This is a genomic window from Mesoplasma photuris ATCC 49581, from assembly GCF_000702725.1.
Taxonomy (GTDB): domain Bacteria; phylum Bacillota_I; class Bacilli_A; order Mycoplasmatales; family Mycoplasmataceae; genus Tullyiplasma; species Tullyiplasma photuris.
Map to the genome: position 1 here is coordinate 57,118 of NZ_JNJI01000004.1, position 16,681 is coordinate 73,798.

Below are 16,681 nucleotides of genomic sequence, written 5' to 3' on the forward strand. Positions count from 1 at the left end.
AACAAATAAAAAATAGGCATAAGCCTATTGTATTATCTATAAATTGTTAATTATATCATCTATATTTTCCACTAATTTAGCGCCTTGCTTGATTAGTTTATTTGTTTTGTTTGATTTATCGAAATTATCATAAGGAAAGGCGAGAAGTTCTTTTCCATCATTCAAAACAAAATCAATTAATTCTTTAGTTTTAGATAATGATGATAATTGTACGAAAAGGGCTACAGTGATTAATCCAGAGATTAATCGATTTTGATATTGTGTATTATCTTTTTCAATTTCATTACCAAATTCGGTAATTAATAAAAAATCTATTTTTTGTAATTCTCTATATATTTCATTTTTGTTATTTTGAAAATTTTTTAGTGTATTTTTTAATATTACAACTACTTGCGCATTTTCTTTGACAAGTGTGTTTGTTTTATAAGTATTTAGATCATCTTCTTTGATTGCAATTATTTTTCTTTCTTCAGTTAGTCCTTTAACAGAAATATTGAAGTTTCTTTCACCATTCGGAGATAAATCTCCACTTGTAAATAATCCAACAATTCTTTTTCAATTAGTTAGTAGTGAAATACTGCCATCGAAAAAGAGAATAAATGGTGGTTTAAAGGCGTTTTTCAATACTTTTGGATATAAGGGGTTAATAACACTGACAAATTGATACTTTTCATCATTTAATTTTTCTAATTCTTCAACAGCTACTCGTTCTTTTGAATCTAATGCTTTATAAACATCATCTCAATTTCCTTTATATTTAATAGCAAAGTATAAAAGTATTTTTTCCATTAGTTTAAATATAAAACGCGAGTAGCGATAATTTCATTTCCAAAATTTTGTTTATCAGTGTTACCAAAAGAATGAACTTTCCCCTCAATACCCACAATTGCTTGATCAAATAATCCAAATTCTTCATCTAAATTATCAGCTCAAGCTTTAACATTAACATAATCATTAATTGATTCTCCGTTTTTTCCTCTATAAGATTTCGGTATTTTTACTGTGAATTTGTACAATTTCTTACCCCCATCTTTAGATTCATAAGCAATTTGTGCATCGCCTTCAATTTGACCAATTAAATTTACTAAATTCATTTTTTACCTCTTTCATTCTTTTTAATTACTAGTTTTTACTAGCGCCAAAGATAATTTCTATGGCTATTTTGGATTAAGAGTAGAAACAAAAAAGTAACCATTAAAATGATTACTTTTTAGAATTAATTGAATTTAAGATATCTTTTATTGGTTTATACGATTTTCTATGTATATCTAAAACTCCAAGTTTTGCTGTAGCTTGCTTATGTTTTAAAGCGCAATAACCTTTATGATTTGCAAATCCATATCCTGGATAATCAATTTCATATTGATTCATAATGCGATCACGTGTAACTTTAGCAATAATTGAAGCTGCAGCAATTGATTGTGATAGATCATCACCTTTTATTAACTTAAGATATGCAAAATCAGTGACCTTAATATCTTCACCATCAATCAACGCTAAATCTGGTTTAGTTTTGAAACTTCTAATTGTTTCAATCATTCCCACAACACTTGATTGTTTAGGATTTAAAATATCCACTCTTTGAGCTTCAATTATTGATACTTTTCATTCAATAGCATTATCAATAATTTCTTGATATAAAGCTTCTCTTTGAATTTCAGACAATTGTTTAGAATCTTTAACTAACGGATTATTATAATTTGGTTTTAAGATCACAGAAGCTACAACAACAGGACCAGCCATGGCACCTCTGCCAGCTTCATCACTTCCTGATATTATTGAAATTTGTTTTTCTTTGATAATATTTTGATCAAATTTATATCTAATATTTTCTATCATAATTTTGTAATGTCACCATTTTGATTACGAACACGTTTAACGATTTCTTCTTCATCAAAATAAATTTCTTCTGGTTTTTCAAATGAAACTTTTCCAATTTCTCCATCTGCTAATTTATGCATAAAAACAGTCATTGCTCTTTCAGTATCTGGAAGTTCTTCAGATAAGTATCATTTTTTTGATTTAGCAATCATTTCAAAAATAACAAAAGTATCAGTAATTTGAATTGGTCTTTGTAGATGAGGAGTTATTTTGAAATATTCTTCAATCACTTTTTCATATTCATTGTAAATATACTTCATTAAACGAGCACTAATTCTTTCTTTTGGAAATACTTCTTCTTTAATTGAATTAATTCCACAAATGTTAGTTGCAACTGCTTCAGATTCTAGTTTTGCAGGTAATACACCTGGTGTGTCCATTAAAGTCATTCTTTGATTTAATGAAATTGTTTGAATTCCACGAGTAACTCCTGGTTTGTTTCCTACTTTAACACTTTTATCTTTAATAACTCTATTAATAAATGTTGATTTACCAACATTCGGAATTCCAATTACTAATGCATTAATTAAAGAGTTTAACATTCCTCTTTTTTTATCACGTTCTTGTTTTTCAAATGTGGCTTTATCAATTGCTTTAATTAAGTCTGTAACAATGTTTTTATTTCGATTATCTAATAAATATACAACATGTCCTTGAGATTCTAATTGTTCAATTCATTTTTTAGTTACAACAGGATCAGCAACATCACCTTTAGACATTACATATAGAACTGGTTTATTTTTTAATATTTTTCTAAAAGTTTGATTTTGAGATGAATATGGAGCTCTTGCATCAATTACTTCAATAACAAGATCAACTACAGGGATTCTTTTTTCAATTTCTTTTAAAGCCTTATTCATATGACCAGGAAATCAGTTAAATTCTACACTCATATTGCACCTCACTTATTTATGATTATAACTACTTTAACAATTAAAAACAAAGTATCGAGTGTAACTTATTCATATTAAGGCTTTTTTTCATTTTAAGATATTTTCTTATTATAAATTATCTATATAATTACTTAAAAATAGGAGCAACAATGCGTTTAGATCAAAAGCTAGATATTATGAAAAATCAGAAAGATGGTAGTGTCAATTATATTCTTTCTAAAGAATTTTTTAGACAAATTACTACTGGTAAATTTTTAAAATTAAACGATCTTTGTGAAAAAGTAAATGTTTCACAAAGTGCAGTAAGTAAGTTTTGTATTAGATTAGGTTATTCAGGATATAGAGAATTTTTGGATAATTTAAGAATGCTATCTGATCATTATGTAATTGATATGCCACCATTAAATTGTACTGAGCCAAGTTCTTTACATTGTCATACTCTAAATACTCTTGATACACTTTATGAAAAAAATGAATTAGCGATTAAAAAAATTGCTAATATTTATAAACTTATAGGACCCGAAGATGGTGTTCGCACATTTATAATTAATAGTCCAAACTGACAAAGTCAATCTTTTTATTTATGTGAGATTATTTCAGCAACAGGATTAGAAGTTTACAAAAACGCAATTAGCCAATTAGCTTATAAAAAGTATGACAAAATTAGAAAAAATGATATTGTTTTCTTTTTAGTTGGTGATAGTTTAAATCAAGATGTTTATTATTTCTTTGATGAAATAAAAGCTAAATGTGATAATTTGATTATTATGACATCAGATAAATCATTTAAAAGATTTGATGGAGATTTTATTCACATCGATTTAGACGTTAGAAGTAATATTCCTAGCATTGTTTTAGAAAGATTATCATTTGAATATATTTTGACTCAAATTTGAGTAACAATCTTCCAAGATCAATAAAAAAGACCAATAATTTGGTCTTTTTTATTATTTTTTATCCGCTTTTGTAGGAATAATTTCTTTAATTCTTGCAGCTTTACCTGTAAGATTTCTCATGTAGTAAATTCTTGAACGACGTACACGACCACGTTTAACTAATGTTATTTTATCGATAATTGGTGAGTGTAGTGGGAATGTTCTTTCAACGAATACTCCATTTGACATTTTTCTAACAACTACAGAAAAAGTGATTCCTGATCCTTGAGTTTTAATTACTAATCCTTCAAAAGATTGAATACGGAATTTTTCCCCTTCTTTAATTTTTACATCAACTTTGATTGTATCTCCTGATGTAAAATCTGGTAAATCTTGACGCAATTGATTGTTTACAATATCGTATTTTGATTTCATTGTTTTTGTTGCTTTTGAACTCATCTTATTTGTCTCCTTCCGCTTTTAATTTTTTTAATAGTTCTAATTGAACCTTGTTTAGAGATGATTCTTGAATTAAATCTGGTCTCTTTTTAAGTGTTGCTACTAATTGTTGTTCATCACGTCATTTTTGAATGTTAGCATGATGACCACTTAGTAGAACTTCTGGAACTAGGTCTCCTCGATATTCAAATGGTTTTGTATAAACTGGATAATCTAATAAATTATTTTCAAAACTTTCTTGCTCATGTGATTCTTGAGTTATAACTCCAGGTAATATTCTAGTGATTGAATCCATAATTATTAATGATGGTAATTCACCACCAGTTAATACGAAATCACCAATAGAAATTTCGACATCAATATATTTAAGTATTCTTTCATCAAAACCTTCATAATGTCCACAAACAATAATAATGTGGTCATAATTCAAAGCAAATTCCTTTGCTAGTGGCTGATTTCAAGTTTTACCTTGTGGAGTTGTTAGCATTACTATAGAATTTTCAGTTTTAACTGATTCAATAGCTTCTACAACAGGTCCTGGCATTAAAACCATTCCTCTTCCTCCACCATATTGATATTCATCAACTTGATTATGAGCTAATTTTGTAAAATCTCTAATATCAATTATTTCAAATTCAATTGCGTTTTTTTCAATCGCTTTTTTAATAATTGATTCAGAAACATAACTTTTAATAATGTTAGGAAATAAAGTAATAATTGAATATTTCATATTACATTAACCCCTCAATATTTTTTAGATATATCTTTTGTTCTTGTTCATCGATATTATCAACAAACATTTCCACCATCGGGATTCAAAATTCTTTTAATTTATAACTTACTTTAATCAGGTCTTGTACTCCATTATTCATTAAATCAATAACTTTAATTTTGTCATTTCCATAAATACAAATAAATTCAGTTAAAGGAGTTTCATAAATAAATATTTCGTCAGTATTATCAAAAAATAAATTGATGTTTTTAAATTTAACAACATCATTTATAGAATCTAATCCTACAAATTTTATTAATAAATTATTTTCCTTATTTTGAATTTCTTCAACCCTTAAAGGAATATATGATCCACTATCTTTTTTCGTGAAAACTAATTTAATTTCTGAAATATCACCATTTATAAATGTATTTTCAGAAATAACCATTTTTACCATACCTTTAGTCCCAAAGGTATTTACGATAGTACCGATATTTAATAAATTTTTTTGCAAATTCATAATTACCTCGCTATCTAATTAACTTTGAGTTTAAAAGGCAAAGTTAATTTAACTATTTAAATTATTTAGCTGATTTGTTTGCTAATTTAGCTTCGTGTAATTCTTTCATTACACCATCTTTTGAGAATAAATCTCTAACTGTATCTGTTGGTTGAGCACCATTTTGTAATCATTTTAAAGCTAATTCTTTATCAATTTTTACTTCGTTTTTTAATGGATCAAATGTACCTACTAATTCGATATATTGACCATTACGGTTAACGCGTGAATCCGCAGCTACTATTCTGTAGAATGGAGCTTGTTTTTTTCCGATTCTTTTTAATCTTAATTTAACCATTGTTGTCCTCCTTATATTAATAATTTTTAAACCTTAATTATAATACTATAAAAAAAATAAGGTGTCAAGTAATTTTACTTAACACCTTAATAATTATTTATGATATTTTTCATTATTATTAATTTTAAATGAGCGATAGATTTGTTCTAATAAAATTATTCTAAACAATTGGTGTGGTAATGTTATTTTTCCAAAAGATATTTTGTTTTTATATTTATTTTTAAAATCATCAGAATATCCATCACTTGGACCAATTGTGAAAATTACCTTACCTGTTTTTAAATCTTTTATATTTAAGATTTCTTCTGCTAAATCTTCTGAAGAAGATATTTTTGAAGCGACATCCATAACAATAACTTCATGATCTTTAAATGATTCTAGTTTTTGCATAAGCGAGTTTGAGTTTATTTCACGATTTTTAAGATCAGCAAATTTAAATTCCTCTTTTAATTCAATAACTTCTAAATCAGCAAATTTTGATATTCTTTTTAAATATTCTTTACTTGCATCGATGAAATATTTTTCATCAAGCTTTCCGAAACAAAGGATTTTAATTTTCATAATAAAAGTGGTTAAAAACCACCAAATCCTCTACCACCAAATTGTGGCATTTTTCCTTTTTTCATCATTTTAGTCATTTCCATCACTTGTTTTTTACCTTTATCAAAGTTATTTAGCAGTTCATTAAATTCTTTTTCTGATCTACCAGAACCTTTGATAATACGTTGTTTTCTAGTTAACGCTTTTAATAATCTAGGATCTCTTCTTTCTTTTAAAGTCATAGAATCCATAATGATTGAAAAGACAACAAGTTTTCTTTGAGCATCTTCAATTTGAGTATCACTAATTTTTCCAGCTCCAGGAACCATTTTCATCAATCCACCAATTGATCCCATTTTAGATACTTGAGCTAATTGATTTCTTAAATCTTCAAGATCAAATTGACCCATGAACATTCTTTTCATAGTTTTTTGCATTGAACGTTCATCGATATTTTCAACTGCTTTTTCAAATAAAGTTTCAACATCACCCATTCCAAGAATACGATCAGCCATTCTTTTTGGATGGAATGCAGCAAGTGCAGAAACACCTTCACCTTCTCCAATAAACTTAATTGGTAGTTTAGTCATATGACTGATTGAAAGTGTTGCCCCACCTCGTGCATCACCGTCAAGTTTAGTTACAATAACACCTGATAATTTTAATAAGTTATTAAATTCATTTGTAACATTAATAATTTCTTGACCAATCATTCCATCAACAACAAGTAAAATTTCACTTGGTGATGTTGTTTTTCTTAATTCATTTAATTCATTCATTAAATCTTTATCAATTTGTAAACGACCAGCAGTATCTAATAAAACAACATCATGACCATTTGCTTCAGCAAATTCAATTGCTTGTTTAGCAGTTTTAATTGGAGCTTGTTTTCCTTTTTCAAAAACAGTAATGTTATTTTTTTGTCCTAATTCGACTAATTGATCAATCGCTCCAGGTCTATAAATATCTAATCCAACCATTAAAGGATTTTTAGATTGTTTCTTTCTTAGTAAATTAGCTAATTTATTAGTTGTTGTTGTTTTTCCTGAACCTTGTAACCCAACCATCATAATAACTGTTGGTTTTTTTGTTAAATTCAAAGAGGCATTTTCTTTACCTAAAACAGCAATTAGTTCATCGTGAACAATTTTAACCATTTGTTGGTGTGCTTTAACACCTTCTTCGATGTAACCGCCTTCTGCTTTTTCTTTAATTTTTTCAATTAGTTCTTTAACCACTTCAACGTTAACGTCAGCTTCAAGTAAAGCTAGTCTAATTTCTCTTAATGTGTCTTTAATATTATCTTGATTTAAAGTCGATTGTTTCATGTTTTTTTCAATCGACTTCTTCATTCTCTTAGATAAAAAATCTCCAAATGCCATAATAATTTCCTCCAATTATTTCTATTTAAATTATAACAAAGATATATTGTAATTATCAATTCACGCTAAATTTGCATCAACCATCTTTTTACCATAATACTTTGCCTCAATTAAAGTCATATCATTTAATTCAATGAATAAATCTTTTTGATAATTAATTGATAACCCACCAATATTTGCAAATTGTTTAAGTTTAATATCATTAATTTGTTCTAATCCAATTTGGATTATATTATTCTTGATTATTTCACCACGTTTACAAATTAAAATTCTTCTATCTGTTAATCCAATTAAATGTGGAACATTATCAATATTACACACAAAAGCTTCAATGATAGTTTCACTATCAAAAATTCTTTGTACTAATAATTTAAATTCATCTTTTTCAATAATCTCTTTTACAAACATTGTTGATTCTTCTAATTTTTTAAAATTTGTATTCATTGTATTTCCTATATTTATAATTTTACTTTATATATAATTATTTTAAAGAATATGGAGTAATTATGAATAAAAATTATTATGGTAGTTTAGCGAGTTTAATTTACAACTTTACAAAACCACCAGGAACTTCTATTGATGGTGATATTGAATTTTATACGAAAATGTTAATGCCTAGAGATGGATTAGTTCTTGAAGCTGGAGTTGGTAATGGTCGTATGTTAATACCTTTAGCTCGTAAAGGTATTAACATCATTGGAATTGATAACTCTCAAGAAATGATTGATATTTGTAAAGAAAATATTAGTCACTACAATCTTGATTCTTATTTAGAACATGCTGAGTTAAGAGATTTTAAGTATCACACAGCATTTGATTCAATAATTATGCCTAATGGAAGTTTTTGTTTAATTCAAGATAAAACTGAAGCAATCGATATTTTAAAAAACTTTAGATCACTATTAACTGACGATGGTCAAGTGATGCTCGATTTAATTTATCCAATTAGTTTTAAACCTGGTGATATTCACAAGAAAGATTACCAAGTAAATGATCAAACAATTACATTAGAAAATAGATCTCTTTCAATGGATTGAGAACACCAAAAAACCAAATCATTATTTACTTACACTCAAGATGATGTTTATGAAGAACAAAATTTTGAATTAAATTGATATGGAATTGATGAATTTAAAATGATTTTAAAATCAGTTGGTTTTAGTAAAATCGAAGTGATTAAAAATTATGGTGATAAAAGAATGTTGAATTTAAAAACTGTTACATTTATTGCTAAAAAATAATAAAAAACACGCTCCTTTAAACGAACGTGTTTTTTATAAACATAATTATTACTGATTATTAAATATTAATATTAATTTTTTTGTAATCTTTATAGCTTAAAAAATTAAATATTTGTAAAACAACAAAATTTATTATTGGAAATAAAATAACTAAAGTTATATTTTTATAATTTATCGACGATACGTATGGCCCAAAAATAATTTGAACATCAAAAGAGTTTATACTTATTTTTCTTGTATAAAATTCTAATGTCGGTTTATATAATTCGAATATTGAAAAGTATTTCAAAAATCCGAAATAATAAGTGTACGTTGAGTGATTTTCAACATCTATTGGAAAAACTTTTCCATAAACACTTTCATATTCACTAATCAAAAAATAAGATATTATAAGATATCCAATAAAGAGTCCAGCAATAATAAAAAATGTTGTTGTGTTTTCTTTTGTTTTTATACTTAAAAAATTAATTATTGATGCAATAAAAATATTAATTAAAACAAATAGTAAACAGTCTGCAAAAACATTTCCAATGGTTTGATTTGCATCATTTGCAAATGATGAATAGATAACAATCACTAAAAAAGAAGGTAAAAATACAAAAATAATTATTAATCATGTATAAATCATTTTATTTAGAAAAAGCGTTTTTCTATTTATTCCCGATATAACTCATAAAGAAATTTGTTTATTTTTCACTTCTCTATTAAAGTTTAAGAAAGAAAATATTACTGATTGTATTGAAAAAAATATTATTCCTATCCCACCAAAAAGAAGAGTAATTACACTAGAAAAGCCTTTTAAAACAATATTTTGAAAATCAATAATAGTTCCTTGGTTATTTGTTATCCCTATTGTCATATTTGTTGGAGCAATATAGTGAACTAATTGATCACTACTATTTATATAAATTAAAATTGCTGTAATTACAGAAAAAATTAACATGAAGAATAAAATTAATTTATATTGAAGTTTTAAATGAGTAATTAATACTCTGGTTTTTTTAAAACGCGAAGTCATCATTTAAATTCCTTTCTTTTATATATCACTAAATTATTTAATGATCTTATTAAATATCATTTTCTAATAAATTGAATTCTTTTACTAAAATTTCATTTTTTACTAATTATTTAAATATTAATATTTATTTTTTTATAGTCTTTATAACTTAAAAAGTTTAATATTTGTGTGGCCATAAAATTTATTATGGGGAATAAAATAACTAAAGTGATATTTTTGTAATTTAACGATTCAACTACTGCGACAGTGGGTTCTCACCCATATCAATTAGTTTTACTTTTGATTTCGCTTATGTCTATTGTATAAAATTCCAATGTTGGTTTATAAAGTTCGAATATAGAAATATATTTTAAAAATCCAAAATAATATGTAACATTATTTTGATTATCCATCTCTAAAGGAAACTTATCCCCATAAGAACTTTCATATATATTAATTAATATATAAGAACTTATCATATATGCAATAAAGATTCCAACAATAACAAAAAATATAGTTGTATTTTCTTTTGTTTTTATACTTAAAAAATTAATTAGTGATGCAATAAAAATATTTATTACTATAAACAAAAGACAATCAGCAAAAACATTACCAATTAATTGCTGTGCATCCTCTGCAAAGCTAGAATAAATTACAATTCCTAAAAAAGAGGGGAAAAATACAAAAATTATTATCAATCATGTATAAATCACTTTATTTAGAAAAAGAGATTTTCTATTTATGCCAGATAAAATTCAAAGAGAAATTTGTTTATTTTTAATTTCTCTATTAAAATTTAAAAATGAAAATATTATAGATTGTACTGTAAAAAAAATAATTCCTATTGTTCCAAAAAGAAGTGTTATTGTACTTGAAAAACCATTTTCATCAGTAATTATTTGATGAGGTAGATTTCATTCATTTCCACCTATTCATTCACGAACTCTAGTTGAAGCGATATAGTGAAATAATTGTTCACTACTATTTATATAAATTAAAATTCCTGTTATTGCAGAAAATATTAACATGAAGAACAAAATTAATTTATATTGAAGTTTGAAATGAGTAATTAATACTCTTGCTTTTTTAAAATGTAAATTCATTATTTAAATTCTTTTCTTTTGTACACATCACTAAATTCTTTGCTTATCTTTTCAATATCTTTATCTGATACATTGAATTCTTTTACTAAAATTCCGTTTTTTATTATCGCTACTCTATCACAAGTTTTAGCTATTTCTTCAAAGATATGTGAACATATAATAATTGTTGTGTTGTTTTCATTTTTTAATTTTAATATGAACGCATTAAATAGATCTTGCATAACAGGATCTAATCCAGATGTAGGTTCATCCATAATTAATAACTCTGGTTTATGCATCACAGAAGTAATAATAGCTATTTTTTGTTTCATACCTTTAGACATTTTTTTTATTTTTGTCTTTGTATCAATTTCAAAATAGTTTATTAACTTTTTAGTGTATTCTCAGTCCTCATTTGTTCCATTTCTTAAAAAGTGAACAGTTTTTAAATAATCAATTCCTTTAAGATCATCATTTAAAGAAACCTCTCCCGGTAAATACCCTGTTTTTTTCATTATTTTATCAATATTTAAAAACGGATCTAATTCATCTATTCTTACATTTCCCTTATCTGGTGAAATGAAACCTAATATTTGCCTTATCAAAGTTGTTTTTCCAGCTCCATTAGGACCAATTATTCCGAAAACTTCCCCTTTTGAAATTGATAAATTAATATTAAAGTTTCCAGAATTTTCAGAATAAACTTTAGTTAAATTTTCAGCTTTAATCATTTACTTATTTCTCCATTTCTACATAGTCATTTTTGTAGATATTTTATAATATCTATATTATCTACTTTTTAATTATTAATATCTCATTATGATAATAATTATTAGAAAGTATTTAAATAATGTATAAGCTTAACAAATATTTAATTAATTAAAATTATATAAAAAACCACTTTCCTTATTTGGAAAGTGGTTTTTAAATTATTTAATAATATGTATTTCTCTTTTTTCTCTGATTACTGTAATTGTGATTTCTCCAGGAATGATAACATTGTCAACAATTCCTTTTTCAACTCTTTTCACTATATTCATTAATTCAGCATCACTTACTTCAATTGGATCAACAATAACTCTAATTTGTCTACCTGATTGAAGTGCATAACTTTGATTAACTCCAGGAATTTCATTACATATTTTTTCGATTTCTTTCATTCTAGAAATGAAATCAGAAATTGTGTTGTTTCTAGCACCAGGACGTGATGCAGATATTGAATCAGCAATTGCTACAATTGCAGCGATTTCACTGTTCTTCGGTTCATCTTCATGATGAGAAGCAATTGTATTAATAACAATATCACTTTCTCCATATCGTTTAGCAACTTTTTTACCTAACAATACGTGACTACCTTCTTCTTCAAAATCCACAGCTTTTCCAATGTCGTGAAGTAAACCAGCTCTAACAGCTTCTTTTACATCAAGTCCTAGTTCTGCTGCTATTGATCCAGCTATTTTAGCAACTTCAATTGAATGTAGTAAAACAGATTGACCATAACTTGTTCTATATTTTAATTTACCAACTAGTTTTACCATTTCGATATCCATATCATTGATATTTAATTCTCGTATAGTTTCATAACCTTTTTCAATAATTGTTGCTTCTAATTCTTTAGCTTCAATTTCTAATTCAGATTCAATTTTAACAGGTTGGATTCTTCCATCTTTAATTAATTTTTCTAATACTCTTGTAGCTATTTCTCTTCTAATTGGATTAAAAGACGAAATTGTTACAACTCCAGGTGTTTCATCAACTAAAATATCAACTCCACCATATTGTTCAAATGCTTTAATATTTCTTCCATCTTTTCCAATCACTCTACCCTTCATTTCATCGTTTGGTAGTTTAACTATATTTGATGTTTTTTCATTAACAATATCTGTTGCGTATTTTTGCATTGCTTCAATAATGATGTTATTAGAAATTTCTTTAGCTCTTGTGTAGGCAACTAATTCTGCATTTTTTACCAAGGATACAATTTCATTACCTAATCTTGTTTCAACTTGTTCTAAAATAATATTCTTTGCTTCTTTTTGTGAAAGACCAGAAATTGTTTCAAGTTTCTTTAAAACTTCATTTACTTTTTCATCATATTCTTTTTTACGTTTTTCGATGTCCAATTCTTTTGAAATAATTCGATTTTCTTTATATTCTAAAAGATCTTGTTCTTTTTCTAAAATTTTTCTTTCTGATTTTAGACGATTTTTTTCTGTTTCTAATTCTGATTCTAGATTACGTTTTTCGTTTTCAAATGTTGATTTCAAATTATTGATTTCACGATAACTTTTTTCTAAAATTATTTTTGCTTTTTGTTTTGCTTCTTTTTCTGCTATTTTTATTTTCTTTTTTCTACTTTTAGAAAAAAGAAAATAAACAAAAAAAGAAATTGTAATTAATAGAGTTACACCTAAGATAAGTGTAACAATTTGATATGTATTCATATTTTTTCCTATCTATTTCTAGTATCAGGAAAACTGTGGTGTACTTTCGTACTATTTAATTATAAATTAAAAAAGCAAAAACCACTATTAGTTATCGGTTTTAGTGAATAGAAGACATTAGTTATAAATTTATTTGATTAATAAATATATTTATAAACGCTTAAAAACAAAGTTTAAAAATTTAATTTTGATAGAATTAAATTGAATAAAACGTTCAAAGAAAGTTACAAAATGATAAAAATAAATAATTTATTATATAGACCTCATAATAAAAGTTTATTTCAAATGAAAATAGATAATTTGAATATAAATTCTGGAGAAGTTATTGCACTTTGTGGTGAAAATGGTTCTGGTAAATCTACTTTCGTTGATTTAATTACTGGTGTTAAATATTTTGAACAAGGTAGAATTGATATTAATACTGCTATTGAAGATCCTAGTTCGATATTTTCAGTAACTTTTCAACATACAAGTTTTGCAAACGAATCAATATATCGATTAATTACATTCTTTTTAAAAATCAATAAACTATGATCATCAGAAAATCTAAATAAAATTTTAATAGATTTCGAATTGTTAGATTTGAAGGATAAATTATATACCGAATTAAGTTTTGGTCAGCAACAACGTTTAAAGTTTGCTCTAGCTTTAATAAAACCTTTTAAAATTTTGATTATTGATGAGATTTTTTCTGGATTAGACTCTAGATGACGCAGGAAAATAAAAAACTTGATTGTTGATTTAAAAAATAAAGATTTAACTGTTATTTTGATCAGTCACGAAGTTAATGAAATTACTGATTTAGCTAATCGAGTTTTGCATTTTGAAAATGGAAGAATTATCAATGACTTTAAACTTATGGGATCAAATTTAGAAAAGAAAGAATTTCTTATTGAAAAAATTACTTATCTAAAAGATTGAGAGGAAAATTAATATGAATAACGTTTTCCAACTAATCAACTTTGAGTTAGTTAATTTCTTCAAATCATTTAAAAAAATAATTTTATCCATTTTATTTTTCATAGGTTTTTTATCTATCAGTATTCAAATTTGTATAAATATTAGTAATGTAAATGCTTTGTTGAGCTTTTCATTTGCGAGAATAATTATTTTTTCTGTAATTAGTTTATTCTTCATTTATTCAATTAATAAAAATATAGTTTCTGGAAAAGTAAAAAATTATTTATTAAATAATTTTTCAAAACAACAATATCTAATCGCTTATTATTTATTAGCTAGTTTTTTAATCTTAGCTTTAAATACTTTATTAATTATTATATTCAATTTAATATGATCACAAACTCAAACATATCCAGATTTTAATCTCGTAAATTGATTTTCCTTTTATTTATTATTTTTCATTTTTACACCTTTGATTATAATTGGTATTCATTTTGCAATTTACTATTTTTGATATAACAAAGGCAAAAACGCAAATGGCTATCTAATTTTAAATTTAGTTATTATTTTAATAACGTTATTAATCTGAATATTTTGAGGACTTTTACTAGATAAATTAAATTGAATTAATTATATTTTTATAGCAATGCCTTATTTAAATATGATGTATCTACTACCAAATATAGAAGAAATGATAAAAATATCACAATATTGAGTACTACTAATTAATCTTGGTTACAGCATTTTACTATTTTTATTTTTATGAAAATCAATAAGATCTAGTTCACATTATTTTATGAATGATAAAAAAGTAAAAAATAAATTTGCTTAGTTTTACAAATATATTTAACAATTAAAAATCGCAAATAAATTGCGATTTTTTAAACGTCAAATTAATCTTTAGTAATTTTTGCTTTTAAGTCTAATTCGATTTTATCTAAATGTTCTTTATGATCTTTTAATCATTGAATAGCTTGAGTTTTTCCTTGACCAATTTTTTCACCATTATATGAATATCAAACTCCAGTTTTTTCGATAATTTCATATTGAGAAGCTAGTTCAAGGATTTCAGATATTTTATTAATACCCTCATTATATCCAATTGTAATAATTGCTGTTTTAAAAGGAGCAGCAACTTTATTTTTAACAATCTTTATTTTTGCTTTATTACCAATAATTTCACCATTATTAGTAATTTGTTCACCTTTACGAATTTCTAGTCTTAAAGATGAATAAAATCTTAAAGCTCTTCCACCTGGAGTTACTTCTGGATTTCCAAAAACAATTCCCACTTTTTCTCTTAATTGATTAATAAATAATACTGTTGTATTTGTTTTAGAAATGATTCCATTTAATTTTCTTAATGCTTTTGACATCAATCTTGCTTGTAAACCAATTGATTGATCACTCATTTCACCATCTAATTCAGATTTAGGAACTAAGGCAGCTACTGAATCTAAAACAATAATATCAATTGCTTTTGATTTAACTAATGCTTCTAAAATATCTAGTGCTTGTTCACCACTATCTGGTTGAGTTACTAGTAATTGATTTAGATCAACACCGATTTTTTTAGCATATCTTGGATCAAGAGAATGTTCTGCATCAATAAAAGCAGCAACTCCACCTTGAGATTGCGAAGAAGCTATTGCATGTAAACCTAAAGTTGTTTTACCAGATGATTCTGGTCCAAATATTTCAATAATTCTTCCTTTAGGATAACCTCCGATTCCAATTGCTTGATCAATTAAAAAACTTCCTGAAGAAATAGCTTCAATATTTTCTAGTTCAACATCACCAAGTCTAACAATTGTTCCTTTACCAAAAGTTTTTTCAATTTCTTTTAAAACTGATTCCAAAATTTCTTTTTCTTCGATTGTGTTAGCCATAGAAATATCTCCGTTTTTATTTTTTGTTGTATTCATTAAAATACCTCCTAAAAGGTATTAGTAATTTATGATTTTTTTTAATTCATTAATTACGAAATTTAATGCAAACTCTTTAAATTCAATTCTTGATAAATTAGTTTTAGAAATATTAAATGTTTGAATATTTTCCTTATATTTAATTGAAATAAAGGCATAATTACTCAACTTATTTTCTAATAATTCACCATTAGTATTACCTGTGAAAGATAACACAATATCAGTTTTTGTTTTTGCAAAAGTTAATAAAGCCATTTGTTCAGAACATTCTGCTGAAACAACACCATATTTTTTAATAACTCGTTCCTCAATATTAATAATATCTCTTTTAAAATTATTGTTATAACAAATAAATGAACCATAAAATACTTTACTTGATCCTTCAACATTAGTTATTGCATTAGCAATATAACCACCTGTAAAAGATTCACATGTTGATATTGTTAATTTTTTATCAATTAACATTTTAATCATTTTTTCTGTATTATTCATA

21 protein-coding genes are annotated in these 16,681 nt (G+C 25.3%); 4 read left to right on the top strand and 17 right to left on the bottom strand.

Annotated elements, in window-relative coordinates; all coding sequences use genetic code 4:
- Positions 1-36: 36 nt before the first annotated feature.
- The 4 genes from T347_RS0102490 to ylqF all read right to left on the bottom strand — a co-directional run bounded on the left by T347_RS0102490 (position 37) and on the right by ylqF (position 2,774).
- Positions 37-789: a DNA-processing protein DprA gene (locus tag T347_RS0102490; protein WP_031542961.1), complete on the bottom strand. Its 753-nt coding sequence runs from the start codon at positions 787-789 to the stop codon at positions 37-39.
- On the bottom strand, positions 789-1,094 hold the full coding sequence (locus tag T347_RS0102495; RefSeq protein ID WP_031542962.1) for a single-stranded DNA-binding protein: 306 nt from the start codon (positions 1,092-1,094) through the stop codon (positions 789-791). Before T347_RS0102495 ends, T347_RS0102490 begins: the two co-directional genes overlap by 1 nt.
- Positions 1,095-1,203: 109 nt before the next feature.
- Positions 1,204-1,839: a ribonuclease HII gene (locus T347_RS0102500; protein WP_031542963.1), complete on the bottom strand. Its 636-nt coding sequence runs from the start codon at positions 1,837-1,839 to the stop codon at positions 1,204-1,206.
- Positions 1,833-2,774: a ribosome biogenesis GTPase YlqF gene (ylqF, locus tag T347_RS0102505; protein WP_031542964.1), complete on the bottom strand. Its 942-nt coding sequence runs from the start codon at positions 2,772-2,774 to the stop codon at positions 1,833-1,835. Before ylqF ends, T347_RS0102500 begins: the two co-directional genes overlap by 7 nt.
- A gap of 149 nt (positions 2,775-2,923) precedes the next feature.
- On the opposite strand from ylqF, the gene T347_RS0102510 reads away from it, so the two are divergent.
- Positions 2,924-3,694 carry a hypothetical protein gene (locus T347_RS0102510; protein ID WP_031542965.1) on the top strand — a complete coding sequence of 257 codons (771 nt, stop codon included), beginning with the start codon at positions 2,924-2,926 and terminating at the stop codon, positions 3,692-3,694.
- A 27-nt stretch (positions 3,695-3,721) separates the two neighbouring features.
- Here T347_RS0102510 and rplS read toward each other — a convergent pair whose 3' ends face one another.
- The 7 genes from rplS to T347_RS0102545 all read right to left on the bottom strand — a co-directional run bounded on the left by rplS (position 3,722) and on the right by T347_RS0102545 (position 8,043).
- Positions 3,722-4,108 (bottom strand): 50S ribosomal protein L19, encoded by a 387-nt coding sequence (gene rplS, locus T347_RS0102515; RefSeq protein ID WP_031542966.1) that lies wholly within the window; start codon positions 4,106-4,108, stop codon positions 3,722-3,724.
- 1 nt (position 4,109) lies between these two features.
- Positions 4,110-4,838, bottom strand: a complete 729-nt coding sequence (gene trmD, locus T347_RS0102520) for a tRNA (guanosine(37)-N1)-methyltransferase TrmD (protein WP_031542967.1) — start codon at positions 4,836-4,838, stop codon at positions 4,110-4,112.
- A 1-nt stretch (position 4,839) separates the two neighbouring features.
- On the bottom strand, positions 4,840-5,340 hold the full coding sequence (locus T347_RS0102525) for a ribosome maturation factor RimM (protein WP_031542968.1): 501 nt from the start codon (positions 5,338-5,340) through the stop codon (positions 4,840-4,842).
- 61 nt (positions 5,341-5,401) lie between these two features.
- Complete coding sequence (gene rpsP / locus T347_RS0102530) at positions 5,402-5,677, bottom strand: 30S ribosomal protein S16 (protein ID WP_031542969.1); 276 nt, start codon at positions 5,675-5,677, stop codon at positions 5,402-5,404.
- A gap of 93 nt (positions 5,678-5,770) precedes the next feature.
- On the bottom strand, positions 5,771-6,238 hold the full coding sequence (locus T347_RS0102535; RefSeq protein WP_031542970.1) for a 23S rRNA (pseudouridine(1915)-N(3))-methyltransferase RlmH: 468 nt from the start codon (positions 6,236-6,238) through the stop codon (positions 5,771-5,773).
- A gap of 11 nt (positions 6,239-6,249) precedes the next feature.
- Positions 6,250-7,599, bottom strand: coding sequence for a signal recognition particle protein (ffh, locus tag T347_RS0102540; protein ID WP_031542972.1), 1,350 nt, complete (start codon positions 7,597-7,599; stop codon positions 6,250-6,252).
- 30 nt (positions 7,600-7,629) lie between these two features.
- A complete protein-coding gene (locus T347_RS0102545; RefSeq protein WP_031542974.1) occupies positions 7,630-8,043 on the bottom strand; it encodes a PH domain-containing protein in 414 nt (137 codons plus the stop codon).
- Positions 8,044-8,105: 62 nt separating this feature from the next.
- On the opposite strand from T347_RS0102545, the gene T347_RS0102550 reads away from it, so the two are divergent.
- Positions 8,106-8,840, top strand: coding sequence for a class I SAM-dependent methyltransferase (locus T347_RS0102550; protein WP_031542976.1), 735 nt, complete (start codon positions 8,106-8,108; stop codon positions 8,838-8,840).
- 58 nt (positions 8,841-8,898) lie between these two features.
- On the opposite strand, the gene T347_RS0102555 is transcribed toward T347_RS0102550, so the two are convergent.
- The 4 genes from T347_RS0102555 to rny all read right to left on the bottom strand — a co-directional run bounded on the left by T347_RS0102555 (position 8,899) and on the right by rny (position 13,363).
- Complete coding sequence (locus tag T347_RS0102555) at positions 8,899-9,861, bottom strand: ABC transporter permease (protein WP_031542978.1); 963 nt, start codon at positions 9,859-9,861, stop codon at positions 8,899-8,901.
- Positions 9,862-9,968: 107 nt separating this feature from the next.
- On the bottom strand, positions 9,969-10,940 hold the full coding sequence (locus T347_RS0102560) for an ABC transporter permease subunit (protein ID WP_031542980.1): 972 nt from the start codon (positions 10,938-10,940) through the stop codon (positions 9,969-9,971).
- Positions 10,940-11,650 carry an ABC transporter ATP-binding protein gene (locus T347_RS0102565; RefSeq protein WP_031542982.1) on the bottom strand — a complete coding sequence of 237 codons (711 nt, stop codon included), beginning with the start codon at positions 11,648-11,650 and terminating at the stop codon, positions 10,940-10,942. Before T347_RS0102565 ends, T347_RS0102560 begins: the two co-directional genes overlap by 1 nt.
- A 198-nt stretch (positions 11,651-11,848) precedes the next feature.
- Entirely contained in the window at positions 11,849-13,363 is a 1,515-nt protein-coding gene (gene rny, locus T347_RS0102570; RefSeq protein ID WP_031542984.1) for a ribonuclease Y, read from the bottom strand.
- A 285-nt stretch (positions 13,364-13,648) separates the two neighbouring features.
- Between rny and T347_RS0102575 the strand changes: the two genes are divergently transcribed.
- Positions 13,649-14,296 (top strand): ATP-binding cassette domain-containing protein, encoded by a 648-nt coding sequence (locus tag T347_RS0102575; protein ID WP_169734483.1) that lies wholly within the window; start codon positions 13,649-13,651, stop codon positions 14,294-14,296.
- A 1-nt stretch (position 14,297) separates the two neighbouring features.
- A complete protein-coding gene (locus T347_RS0102580; RefSeq protein WP_031542988.1) occupies positions 14,298-15,095 on the top strand; it encodes a hypothetical protein in 798 nt (265 codons plus the stop codon).
- 61 nt (positions 15,096-15,156) lie between these two features.
- Here T347_RS0102580 and recA read toward each other — a convergent pair whose 3' ends face one another.
- Positions 15,157-16,188, bottom strand: a complete 1,032-nt coding sequence (gene recA / locus T347_RS0102585) for a recombinase RecA (RefSeq protein WP_031542990.1) — start codon at positions 16,186-16,188, stop codon at positions 15,157-15,159.
- 21 nt (positions 16,189-16,209) lie between these two features.
- Complete coding sequence (locus T347_RS0102590) at positions 16,210-16,680, bottom strand: CinA family protein (RefSeq protein ID WP_031542992.1); 471 nt, start codon at positions 16,678-16,680, stop codon at positions 16,210-16,212.
- Between the last annotated feature and the right edge of the window lies 1 nt (position 16,681).